Below are 11,698 nucleotides of genomic sequence, written 5' to 3'. Positions count from 1 at the left end.
ACGCGGCGGGCCGGAGGCGCATCCCACCCGCCCGCCCGTTTCCAGTCGGACGGCGGGGGACGCCCCCCGCGGGGGTTGCCCGCCGTCGGCGGCTGCGGCGGCTAGCCGAGGAGCGGCCGCAAGGCCGTGAGGAAGGCGTCCGTCGTGGGGCGGTCGCGGACGGCGACCCGTACCCAGTCAGGCCCCAGGCCAGGAAACGTGTCGCCGCGCCGCACCGCGAACCCCGCCCCCCGCAGCCGTTCCCGGACAGCCGCCGCGTCGGGAACGCGGACCAGGACGAAGGGGCCCTCCGCCGGGCCCGCCACCCGCACGCCGGGCAGCTCGCCGAGGCCCGCCACGAGGTGGCGGCGGTCGACGGCGACCCGGTGGGCGACATGGCCCGCCTCCGCGAGCGCCCGCGGCGACACGCACGCCTCCGCCGCCGCGAGCGCAGGCGACGACACGGGCCACAGCGGCTGGGCCCGGGCGAGGGCGGCGATCGCCGACGGGTCGGACAGGACGTAGCCGATGCGCAGCCCGGCCAGGCCCCAGGTCTTGGTGAGGCTGCGCAGCACCACGAGGCCCGGCACGTCCGTCCGGCCCGCGAGCGACTCCCGCTCGCCCGGCACCGCGTCCATGAAGGCCTCGTCCACCACGAGGAACCGCCCCGGCCGGGCCAGACGGGCGAGGTCGGCCGCGAGGTGAAGCACCGACGTCGGATTCGTCGGGTTGCCGACGACGACCAGGTCCGCGTCGTCGGGGACCGCCGCGGGATCGAGCCGGAAGCCGTCCTCCTCCCGCAGCAGCACCCGCCCCACCGCGTGCCCGGCGTCCCGCAGCGCCGCCTCCGGCTCCGTGAACTGCGGATGCACGACCACGGGCCGCCGCACCCGCAGCGCCCGCGCGAGCAGCACGAACGCCTCGGCGGCGCCCGCCGTCAGGAGCACCCGCTCCGGCGCGACACCGTGCCGCGCGGCCACGGCGGCCCGCGCAGGGCGCCCGTCCGGATAGGCGGCGAGCCCGTCGAGGGACGCGGCGACGTGCTGCTTCAGCCACAGCGGCGGCGTACCGGAGCGGACGTTGACGGCGAGGTCGACGAGGCCCTCGCCCCGTACCTCCGCGTCGCCGTGATGCCGCAGGTCCACGTCGCCGTCGGCGGCCGGTCCCCCGTGCGGGGGCGTCATGGGATCAGTGCGCGTGTGCATGGTCTCCGTGATGGTGCTCGTGGCCGTGCTCCGGCCCGTGGTGGTGGGGGTGGTGGCCGTCGTCGTCGGGGTGGAAGTGCGGCTGCTGCGGCAGGCCCACCTTGTCCTCGAAGCCGGGCAGCGCGATCCGGTACACGCAGGTGTCGCAGTTCATGCGGAGATCGCCCCGCAGCGCCTCCTCGTACCGCTCGACGACCAGCTCGATCAGCTCCTCCTCGGGGCCGATCACAGCGGCGCAGCGCACCCGCACCTCCGGGTGCGCCGCCGCCCACGCGTCGGCCTGTTGCCGCACGCGGTCCGGCAGGACGCCGGTGAACAGGAAGTACGGGAGCACCACGACGCGGCGCGCGCCGAGCGCCGCGCACCGGTCGAGCCCCGCCGGCACGTCGGGCGCCGCGAGCGACACGAACGCGGTCTCCACACCCGCGTAGCCGCGCCCCTCCCACAGCAGCCGCGCCGCCTTGAACACCTCGGCGTTGGCGTCCGGATCCGTCGAACCGCGCCCCACCAGGAGCACGGTGACCCCGGCCCGCTCCTCGGCCGACTCGACGAGGTCGCCGACGACCTCGTCGAGACGGCGCTGCAGGACCTTCAGGACCGACGGGTGCGGGCCGAGCGGGCGGCCGTAGGTGTACGAGATGCCGGGGTGGCGCTCCTTCTCGCGGGCCAGGGCCGCCGGGATGTCGCCCTTGGCGTGCCCGGCGGACACCAGCATCAGTGGCACGGCCGCGAAGCGGGTGACGCCCCGCTCGACGAGCTCGGCCACGGCATCGGCGAGCGGCGGCGCCGACAGCTCGATGAAGCCGCCCGCGACGGGCAGGCCGGGTTTGCGGCGCGCCAGCTCCTGGACGAAGTCGCGGAAGGCGGCGGCCCCGGCGGCGTCGCGGGTGCCGTGGCCGGCGATGAGCAGGGCGGGGGGCGGAGTGCTCACTCGGTCTCCTCGGTCGCGGGGCGCTGCCAGCGGTAGCCGCGCGGCGTCACCATGCGGCCCGCGACCTCGCGGGTCGCGGTGTTGCCGACGGTCACGACGGTCATCATGTCGACGCCTGCCGGGTCGAGCCCGGCCAGCGTCGTCAGGCGCGCGCTCTCGTCCGCGCGCGACGCGTTGCGTACGACCCCTACGGGCGTCGTCGGCGCCCGGTGCTCGGCGAGCAGCGCGAGGGCCTTCGGCAGCTGCCGGTCCCGGCCCCGGCTGCGCGGGTTGTAGAAGGTCACGACGAGGTCGGAGACGGCCGCCGCGCGCACCCTGCGCTCGATGACGTCCCACGGCGTGTGCAGGTCGGACAGGCTGATCGACACGTGGTCGTGGCCGAGCGGCGCGCCGAGCACCGCCGCGGCGGCGAGCGCGGCCGTCACGCCCGGTACGCCGACCACGTCGATGTCGTCGCCCGCCTCGGCGAGCGCGGGCGACGCCATCGCGTACACGCCCGCGTCCCCCGACCCGATCAGCGCGACCGCCTGCCCCCGCCGCGCCGCGTCCACGGCGGTGCGGGCCCGCTCCTCCTCGGCGCCGAGCCCCGACTCCAGGACCTTCGTGCCGGGCCGCAGCAGGTCCCTGATCCGGTCGACGTACTGGTCGAGGCCCACGACCACGGCGGCGCGCCGCAGTTCGTCGCGGGCGCGCGGCGTGAGCAGGTCGCGCGCGCCGGGCCCGATCCCCACGAGAGCGAGCCGCCCACGCGTCCGTCTCGCGACGGCACACGTCGCCATGGCGGGCCTGCCGTCCGCGCGCTCCGACTTCCGCTTGGGCACGAGGAGTTCACCCCCACGCGCGAGCGCCGCGGCCTCCGCCACGGACGGCGTCCCCACGGCGGCGAGCGGCGCCCCGGAGGGATGCGGTACGTCGACCCCCGCCAACTCCTCGGCGGCGTACGTCACCAGCGGCACCCCGAGCCGCGCGGCGGCCCCGACGACCCCCGGCTCGTCCCCCTTGGCGTCGACGGTGGCCACCTCCCGCACGGAATCGGGCGAGAGCCCGGCATCCCGCAGACATCCCCGTACGAGCGCAAGAACTTCATCAACCCCCACACCTCTGCTGGCACCGACGCCGACGACGAGAGAGGCGGGCCGCAGGACTACTTGGCCGTCGGCGGGTTGGAGCACGCGATCCGTAACCCGCAGGGATGCGCGCTGTGGGCAGGCGTCCCGCAGGGCGGGACGGGTGGGCACAGCCCCATCCGACCGAGCCGTCACATTCGGCGGCAGGGCAGGCAGCGGCCAGACAACCTCCGCCTCCAAGGCAACGGGCTCCCCGTCCAACATGGCCCGGGTCACCCCGGCGACATCCCCCTCGACAGGGAGCCCCAGCGTGTCCAGCCCCGGCACGGCCACCGCATCGGTGGCGGTGGTGATGACGGGCTCGGCCCCGAGGAGGTCCCCCACCTCCCGGGCCAGCGCGTTCGCACCCCCACCGTGCCCGCCCAGCAGGGCCACCGCGAACCGCCCACCCTCATCGACGCACACCACCCCCGGGTCGGACACCTTGCCCACCAGCAGCGGCGCGGCGAGCCGAGCCACCGCGCCGACGGCAAGGAAGCACACCACCTGCTCGCACTCCCGGAAGGCCCGCTCGAAGGCCTCCCGTACGGACCCGTCGTACACCCGCGTCCGGGCGGGCCACGCGGCGGCGAGCCGCGCACGGGCGCGCGCGCCCGCCTTCGTGGCCGAGATCAGACCGATCACTGAACCACTCCTTCGATCAAGGGAGTCGACCGCCTGCCGAGGGCAGGATCCGGGCGCGTGCCCCACACCAGGAACACCGGATGCGTCGCGGCGAGCCGCGTCACGTCGCCCGGCAGCGGCGCGAACCGCGACGACTGCAGCAGCACGCCGTCGCAGTCGTACCCGGCGGACAGCAGCGCGGCACGCACGGCCGGCACCCGGTCGAGCGCGGCGAGCGCCACCACGACGGCCCGCCGGGCCCGCCGCGCGCACACCGTCACGATCGCGGGCAGCTCGCGCCCGCCCCCGCCGACGAACACCGCGTCGGGGTCGGCGAGATCGGACAGAATCGTGGGCGCGGCCCCGTGCACGGCCTGGACGTCGACGCCGTGCGCGGCCGCGTTGGCGCGGATGCGCCCCACGCCGTCGGCGGTCTTCTCCACGGCCACGGCGGCCGCGCCGAGCCGCGCGCACTCCACCGCCACCGACCCGGAGCCCGCGCCGATGTCCCACACCAGGTCGCCGACGCGCGGCCCGAGCCGGGCGAGCGCGAGGGCCCGCACCTCGAACTTGGTGATCATCGAGTCGCGGTGGACGAACTCGTCCTCGCCCAGGGCCCATTGGGCGGGCGCCGGGCGCGCCCCCGCGACGGTGCGTCCCGGCGCGGGGGCCCGCTCCTCGTCCAGGCACAGCACGACGCTCACCGCGTCGCCCCAGTCGCGGGCTGCGGCCTCCGCGGGCGTCACCCGCTCGACGCGTTCGCGCGCCGACGCGACGATCAGGGTGCGGCGTTCCGTACGCCGGGCGAGTTCCCCGCCGAGTTCGGCGGGGCCGTGGTCTGGTCCTGTGAGGACGGCGACCTTCGGGTGGGCGCGGCAGGTGTTGACCGCGGTCCGTATCTCTCCGCCGTGGGCGCTGACGACGACGGCGTCGTCCCACGGCAGCCCTATGCTGGCGAAGGCGCCTGCTACGGGGGAGATGCCTGGACGGACGTCCAGGGCCTGCGGGCCGAAGCGTTCCGCCAGGGCGCGTACGATGCCGAAGAATCCTGGGTCGCCGTCCGCCAGTACGACCACCGTTGGCTTGGTTGCCGTTGATCGGCCTGCGGCCTCGTCCTCAAACGCCGGACGGGCTGGTACGTACCGCTCGATAGCTGTGAACGCAGGCGCCAAAGGCCCCAGGACCACCCGTTCCGTCCCCGCCGGTATCCCGGCCGTCTCCACGTGCCGTCGCGTGCCCACCACCAAGTGCGCCGTCCGCACCGCCTCCCGGGCCGTCGCGTCCAGGGGGGTGTCCGGCGCCGTACCGATGACCGTGATCACGGGCGGGGCCTCTCGGCGCGGAGTTCGGCGCGGGCCTGGGGGTCCGCCTTGCGGAAGCCGTGGAAGTGGCCGGGGTGGTAGAGGTGCGAGCGCGTGCCGTGCGCGGACAGGGCCGGGCCGACGAGGAACAGCGTGTGCTTCCACAGCCGGTGCTCCTTGACCGTCTCCTCCAGGGTGCCGACGGTGCAGGTCAGGATCAGTTCCTCGGGCCAGGTCGCCTGGTGCGCGACGACGACGGGCGTCGATGTCGGGTAGCCGCCTTCGAGGAGTTCGCGCACCAGCTGGCCGCTGCGGGCCGCCGAGAGGAACACCGCCATCGTCGTGCCGTGCCGCGCGAACTCCCGGACCTCCTCGCCGGGCGGCATCGGCGTCTTGCCGCCGCCGAGGCGCGTGAGGATCACGGACTGCGCGACCTCCGGGACGGTCAGTTCGCGCCCGGCGACGGCCGCCACCGCCGAGAACGACGAGACGCCCGGCACGATCTCCGTGGCGATGCCGATGCGCGCGCACGCGTCCAGCTGCTCCTGCGTGCCGCCCCACAGCGCCGGGTCCCCGGAGTGGATCCGCGCCACCCGCAGCCCCGTCGCCGCCGCCCGCTCGTAGACGGCCACGACGTCCTCCAGGGACAGCGCGGCCGAGTCCAGGACCTCCGCGCCGTCCCGGGCGTGCTCAAGGACCTCGGCCTGCACCAGGCTGGCCGCCCAGATCACGACGTCGGCGTCGGCGATGGCCCGTGCGGCACGGAAAGTGAGCAGGTCGGCGGCGCCAGGACCGGCGCCGACGAACGTCACCTTGCCGGTGGGGGCGGCGGCGTCGGCCATGGTGGGGTCCTCTCGTACGGGGAGAAGCGAACGGTCTGCGGGGGAGCCCGCCGGGTGTGCGGGGAGCGCGCGGGGCGCCGCGCGCGCCGTTCGGACGGGGGACGTCGGTTAGCGGCTGCGGGGACGATCGGCTAGCAAGAGCGCATGGCGGTGTTCGTGGCGCTCGGCGCGTTCCTGATGACCCTGGTCGGCGGCTGGACGGCCGGGCGCGTCACCGACCGGCGCCATCTGGTGCTCGGCCTCGCGGGCGGCCTGATGCTCGGCGTGGTCGGGCTCGACCTCCTCCCGGAGGCGCTCGACGCGGCCGGCGGCCCGGTGTTCGGGGTGCCGGCGGCGCTGCTCCTCACCGTCGCGGGCTTTCTGTTCGCGCACGTCGTGGAGCGGCTGCTCGCGCTGCGCAGGGCCGCGCACGGGGCGGACGAGCACGGCGGCAGGACGCCCGAGGTGGGTCTGACGGCGGCGGCCGCGATGGTCGGGCACAGCGCCATGGACGGCGTCGCGATCGGCGCCGCGTTCCAGGTGGGCGGCGGCATGGGCGCGGCCGTCGCGGTCGCCGTCGTCGCCCATGACTTCGCGGACGGCTTCAACACGTACACGATCACGCGCCTGTACGGGAACGCGCGCCGCCGGGCCCTCGCGATGCTCTTCGCGGACGCCGTGGCCCCCGTGGCGGGCGCCGCGTCCACGCTGCTCTTCACCATTCCGGAGCAACTGCTGGGCGGATATCTCGGCTTCTTCGGCGGCGTGCTCCTCTACCTCGCCGCCGCCGAGATCCTGCCCGAGGCCCACCACGACCACCCGGCGCGCTCGACCCTGCTGTGCACGGTCGCCGGGGCGGGCTTCATCTGGCTGGTGGTGGGCCTCTCCGACTGATCCGGCTGATCCGACTGATCCGGCCGATCCGGCTGAGCGGGCGGGCCTCACAGCTTGCCGCCCCGCCCGCCCGCGCGCCGCGGGGGCGCGATGAGCGTCGACAGATACGGCAGCGGCTCGTCGCCCAGGTCGGCGGCCCCGCGGATGGACTCGTCCGCGAGCCCGAGCGCCGAGCCCCACACCGCGTCCTCGGTGCGCCCGGTCTCCCGCAGCGCCGCCGCCACCTCGTGCGCGAGCCGCCCGAACTTGTACGCCACCACCGTGCCGGGTCCCGCGAGCGCGTCCTTGAGCACGGCGGCGCCGGCCGTCACCGGCACCAGCGTCAGCGGTTCGGTGCCCTCGGTCAGGACGGCACCGCTGCGCGCGGCGAGGTCCTGCATGGCGGTGATGCCCGGCACGGTCTCGACGGCCGCGTCCGGCACGAGCTCGCCGACGGTCTGCGCGAGATACGTGAACGTCGAGTACACGTTGGGGTCCCCGATCGTCGCGAACGCCACGGTGTCGTGCGCGCGCAGCAGCTGGGCGACCCGCTCGCCCGCCGCGTCCCAGGCGGCCTCGCGCCGGGCCCGGTCGGTGCGCTCGTTGAGCGCGAACACGACCCGGACGACCTTGTCCTCGGGCACGTAGTGCAGCACGGTCGCCTCGGCGCGCCCGCGCTCCCCGGTGTCCATCACGGGCACGACGACGACGTCCGCGCCGCGCAGCGCGGCCACGCCCTTGACGGTGACGAGCTCGGGGTCCCCGGGGCCGACCCCGACGCCGATCAGCCTGCTGCTGCTCATCCTGTCGCGCACCTCTCCACGAACCGACGGGCGATCCCGGGCTGGGCGGCCCAGTGCGTGTGCAGATAACTCGCGTGTACACCCCGTTGTACGAAACCTTCGACACGCCGTTCAGGAGCGTGCAAGCCCCAGGCGGGAGCCGCCCCCGCGCCCGGTTCGACGGCGGTGCGGTGGAATTCGTGCCCGCGCGTGCGGGTGCCCGCGGCCGCGAGCACACTGTCGGACACGGCGACGGCCTCCCGGTACCCCAGAGTCAGCCGCTCCGTCATCCGCGCCGTCACGTCGAGCACACCGCACATCGGCTTGCCGTCCAACTCCCGCGCCAGATACAGCAGCCCCGCGCACTCGGCCGCCACCGGCGCCCCGCTCTCCGCCAGCGCCGCCACGGCCTTCCGCAACGGCTCGTTGGCGGACAGCTCAGGCGCGTACACCTCAGGGAACCCACCCCCGATGACCACCCCGCGCGTCCCGTCGGGCAGTTCTTCATCGTGCAACGGATCGAACCGCACGACCTCGGCGCCCGCGGCGGCCAACATCTCGGCGTGCTCGGCGTACGAGAAGGAGAAGGCGGCCCCACCGGCGAGAGCGACGACGGGAGTTCCAGCCCGTCCGGCGTTTGAGGACGAGCGCGCAGCGTGACCATCCAGCCCGTCCGGCGCTTGAGGACGAGGCCGAAGGCCGACAAACGGCTCCCAAGAGGCCCCCGGCCAGGTGTCGGCACTGCGCGCCAGCGCCAGAATCCCCTCCAGGTCACACCCTTCCCGCACCTGCGAGGCCAACGCCCCCACAGAAGCCACCGCCTCCCCCCGCCGCTCGGCAACCGGAACGAGCCCGAGATGCCGCGAGGGAGCCCGCACCTGAGGCGCCCGCCGCAGCGCCCCGAGCACCGGCACCCCGGAAGAGTCCAGGGCGTCCCGCAGCAACTCCTCGTGCCGCGCGGACCCCACCTTGTTGAGGATCACCCCACCGATCCGCACCTCCGGATCCCACGAGGCGAACCCGTGCACCAGCGCGGCCACGGACCGCGACTGCGACGACGCGTCGACGACGAGGACGACGGGCGCCCGCAGCAGCTTGGCGACATGCGCGGTGGACGCGAGCTCGCCCTGCCCCGCCGCGCCGTCGTACAGACCCATCACACCCTCGACGACCGCGAGGTCGCACCCCGCGGCGCCGTGCGCGAACAGCGGCCCGATCAGGTCGGGCCCGCACAGATACGCGTCCAGGTTCCGCCCGGGCCGCCCCGTGGCCAGGGAGTGGTAGCCGGGATCGATGTAGTCCGGGCCCACCTTGTGGGGCGACACGGCGAGCCCCGCCTCCGTGAAGGCGGCCATGAGCCCGGTCGCGACCGTCGTCTTGCCGCTCCCGGACGACGGCGCCGCGATGACGACGCGCGCTACCACTCGATGCCCCGCTGACCCTTCTGACCGGCGTCCATCGGGTGCTTGACCTTGGACATGTCGGTGACGAGATCGGCGAAGTCGAGCAGCGGGGCCGGCGCGTTCCGCCCGGTGATCACCACGTGCTGGTTCCCGGGCCGGTCCCGCAGCACCGCCACGACCTCCTCGACGTCGATCCACCCCCAGTGCAGGGGATAGGCGAACTCGTCGAGCACGTACAGGCGGTAGGTCTCGGCGGCCAGATCCCGCTTGACCTGCTCCCAGCCCTCCCGCGCCTTGTCCTCGTTGTCCTGCTGGTCGTCGCGCTGCACCCACGACCAGCCCTCGCCCATCTTGTGCCAGTCGACGGTGCCGCCCTCGCCGCTCGCCCCGAGGACCCGCAGCGCGTTCTCCTCGCCGACCTTCCACTTCGCGGACTTCACGAACTGGAACACGCCGACCGGCCACCCCTGATTCCACGCCCGCAGCGCGAGCCCGAAGGCGGCGGTCGACTTGCCCTTGCCGATGCCCGTGTGCACCATCACCAGCGGCCGGTTCCGGCGCTGACGTGTCGTCAAACCGTCGTCCGGTACGACACTCGGCTGTCCCTGCGGCATTACGCGGCCCTCCTGTGGTCACCCTGTACATCACGGACGAGCCCGGCGATCGAGTCCGCCCGCAGCTCGTCGAGCGTCACCGCCGTCCCGCCGAGTTCATCGGCCAGCTGCCGCGCGAGGCCGAGGCGCACCGGGCCCGACTCGCAGTCGACGACCACGGACGCGTGTCCCTCGGCGGCGAACAGCCGCGCGGCCTGTCCGGCCCGCGCCACCGGCTCCACGCCGCCGGTCGCGCGCCCGTCCGTCACGACGACGACCAGCGGCCGCCGCGCCGGATCGCGCAGGCGCTCGACGCGCAGCACCTCGTGGGCCTTGAGCAGCCCGCCCGCGAGCGGCGTCCGCCCGCCCGTCGGCAACGACTCGAGGCGCGCCGCGGCGGCGTCCACCGACGACGTGGGAGGCAGCGCCACATCGGCCGCCGCCCCGCGGAACGTCACGAGCCCCACCTTGTCCCGCCGCTGATAGGCGTCGAGCAGCAGCGAGAGCACGGCGCCCTTCACGGCGCCCATCCGCTGCCGCGCCGCCATCGACCCGGAGGCGTCCACGACGAAGAGCACCAGATTCCCCTCGCGCCCCTCGCGCGTCGCCTGCCGCAGATCGTCACGGCGTACGACGAGCCCGCGCCCGGACCGCCCGCGCGCCACCTGATGCGGCGCCGCGGCCTGCACGGTGGCCGCCAGATGCAGCTTCGTCAGGGTCCCCCGGGGCCGCGTGGCCCCCGTCGTCCTGCCGTGCTCGGTGCGCGCCCGCGACCGCCGCCCGGCCGCGCCCTCGCCGAGCCCCGGCACGCTCAGCACCTTCGCGCGGAACGGCTCACCGGCCCGCACGGGCTGCTGCTCCTTGGCGCCAGCCCCGCCCTGAGCGGCGGCGTCACCCTCCTGGGCGGAGGCGTCGCCGCCCTCCGGCGCGTCGGGCCCCTGGTCCTGCGGCGGCAGCCCGCCGCCGCCACCGGGCCCCGGGTCGTCGTCACCGCCGTCGTCGCCGTCGCTGTCGCCGGAGTCGTCGAACTCCTCAAGCGTCTCGTCGAGCTTGTCCTCGTCGAGGCCCGGCGCGTCGAACGGGTTGCGCCGCCGCCGGTGCGGCAGGGCGAGCAGCGCGGCCTGCCGCACGTCCTCCGCGAGCACGTCCTCGCGCCCCGCCCAGGCCGCGAGCGCCGTGGCCGTCCGCGCCATCACGATGTCGGCCCGCATCCCGTCGACCTCGAAGGCCGCGCAGGTCGCCGCGATCTGCCGCAGCGCGCCGTCGCCGAGCCTGACCTGCGGAAGCAGCGCCCGCGCCGCCACGATCCGGGCCCGCACGGCCTGCTCGTCCTCGGCCCAGCGCGCGGCGAACCCCTCCGGGTCGTCGTCGTACGCGAGCCGCCGCCTGACGACCTCGACGCGCTGGTCGGGCTCGCGCGACGCGGCGACCTCGACGGTCAGGCCGAACCGGTCGAGCAACTGCGGCCGCAGCTCGCCCTCTTCGGGGTTCATCGTGCCGACGAGCAGGAACCGCGCGGCGTGCCGCACGGACACGCCCTCGCGCTCCACGTACGAGGCCCCCATCGCGGCCGCGTCGAGCAGCAGGTCGACCAGGTGGTCGTGGAGCAGATTGACCTCGTCGACATAGAGGATCCCGCGGTGCGCGTCGGCGAGCAGCCCCGGCTCGAACGCCTTCACGCCCTCCGCGAGCGCCCGCTCGATGTCGAGGGCGCCGACCAGGCGGTCCTCGGACGCGCCGACGGGCAGCTCCACCATGCGCGCCGCCCGCGCGGTACCGGCACCGACCTCGTGCGGCCCGTCGGGACACGCGGCGTCCGGCGCCCCCGGCGCACACGAGAACCGGCACCCGGCGACGACGTCCACCTCCGGCAGCAGCGCGGACAGCGCCCGCACGGCGGTGGACTTGGCGGTCCCCTTCTCACCGCGCACGAGCACGCCGCCCACGGCAGGACTCACGGCATTGAGCAGCAGGGCGAGCCGCAGGTCGTCCTGCCCGACAAGGGCGGTGAAGGGATAAGCCGTACTCACGCGAAGACCTCCAAATCCAGCCCGTCCGGCGTTTGAGGACGAGCGCGAAG

At 75.2% G+C, this 11,698-nt stretch carries 10 protein-coding genes; 1 reads left to right on the top strand and 9 read right to left on the bottom strand.

The window, feature by feature from the left end:
• Window positions 1-101 precede the first annotated feature (101 nt).
• Genes cobC through cobM form a run of 5 tightly spaced genes read right to left on the bottom strand, consistent with a single transcriptional unit; the run spans window position 102 to window position 5,988 of the window.
• A complete protein-coding gene (cobC, locus tag ACFWZ5_RS41090) occupies window positions 102-1,184 on the bottom strand; it encodes an Rv2231c family pyridoxal phosphate-dependent protein CobC (RefSeq protein ID WP_384806818.1) in 1,083 nt (360 codons plus the stop codon).
• Window positions 1,168-2,115 (bottom strand): sirohydrochlorin chelatase, encoded by a 948-nt coding sequence (locus ACFWZ5_RS41085; RefSeq protein WP_384892263.1) that lies wholly within the window; start codon window positions 2,113-2,115, stop codon window positions 1,168-1,170. The genes cobC and ACFWZ5_RS41085 overlap by 17 nt, the downstream gene beginning before the upstream one ends.
• The gene (gene cobJ, locus ACFWZ5_RS41080) at window positions 2,112-3,866 is read right to left on the bottom strand and encodes a precorrin-3B C(17)-methyltransferase (protein ID WP_384892260.1); all 1,755 of its coding nucleotides are present in this window, start codon (window positions 3,864-3,866) and stop codon (window positions 2,112-2,114) included. Before cobJ ends, ACFWZ5_RS41085 begins: the two co-directional genes overlap by 4 nt.
• Entirely contained in the window at window positions 3,863-5,167 is a 1,305-nt protein-coding gene (cbiE, locus tag ACFWZ5_RS41075) for a precorrin-6y C5,15-methyltransferase (decarboxylating) subunit CbiE (protein ID WP_384804471.1), read from the bottom strand. The genes cobJ and cbiE overlap by 4 nt, the downstream gene beginning before the upstream one ends.
• Window positions 5,164-5,988 carry a precorrin-4 C(11)-methyltransferase gene (cobM, locus tag ACFWZ5_RS41070; protein ID WP_384804473.1) on the bottom strand — a complete coding sequence of 275 codons (825 nt, stop codon included), beginning with the start codon at window positions 5,986-5,988 and terminating at the stop codon, window positions 5,164-5,166. Before cobM ends, cbiE begins: the two co-directional genes overlap by 4 nt.
• 144 nt (window positions 5,989-6,132) lie before the next feature.
• Between cobM and ACFWZ5_RS41065 the strand changes: the two genes are divergently transcribed.
• Complete coding sequence (locus ACFWZ5_RS41065) at window positions 6,133-6,861, top strand: ZIP family metal transporter (protein ID WP_384804475.1); 729 nt, start codon at window positions 6,133-6,135, stop codon at window positions 6,859-6,861.
• A gap of 47 nt (window positions 6,862-6,908) precedes the next feature.
• Here the strand turns inward: ACFWZ5_RS41065 and cobI are convergent, their stop codons facing one another.
• From cobI to ACFWZ5_RS41045, 4 genes are read right to left on the bottom strand one after another with little or no spacing between them, the layout of a single operon-like run.
• Window positions 6,909-7,643, bottom strand: a complete 735-nt coding sequence (cobI, locus tag ACFWZ5_RS41060; RefSeq protein WP_384804477.1) for a precorrin-2 C(20)-methyltransferase — start codon at window positions 7,641-7,643, stop codon at window positions 6,909-6,911.
• Window positions 7,640-9,046 (bottom strand): cobyrinate a,c-diamide synthase, encoded by a 1,407-nt coding sequence (locus tag ACFWZ5_RS41055; protein WP_384804479.1) that lies wholly within the window; start codon window positions 9,044-9,046, stop codon window positions 7,640-7,642. Before ACFWZ5_RS41055 ends, cobI begins: the two co-directional genes overlap by 4 nt.
• Window positions 9,040-9,639 carry a cob(I)yrinic acid a,c-diamide adenosyltransferase gene (cobO, locus tag ACFWZ5_RS41050; protein ID WP_384804480.1) on the bottom strand — a complete coding sequence of 200 codons (600 nt, stop codon included), beginning with the start codon at window positions 9,637-9,639 and terminating at the stop codon, window positions 9,040-9,042. Before cobO ends, ACFWZ5_RS41055 begins: the two co-directional genes overlap by 7 nt.
• On the bottom strand, window positions 9,639-11,648 hold the full coding sequence (locus ACFWZ5_RS41045) for a putative cobaltochelatase (RefSeq protein WP_384804482.1): 2,010 nt from the start codon (window positions 11,646-11,648) through the stop codon (window positions 9,639-9,641). The genes cobO and ACFWZ5_RS41045 overlap by 1 nt, the downstream gene beginning before the upstream one ends.
• Between the last annotated feature and the right edge of the window lie 50 nt (window positions 11,649-11,698).

The sequence above is a fragment of the Streptomyces sp. NPDC059003 genome (assembly GCF_042740445.1).
Classification (GTDB): Bacteria; Actinomycetota; Actinomycetes; order Streptomycetales; family Streptomycetaceae; genus Streptomyces.
This window is presented reverse-complemented; position numbering and strand designations above follow the sequence as displayed.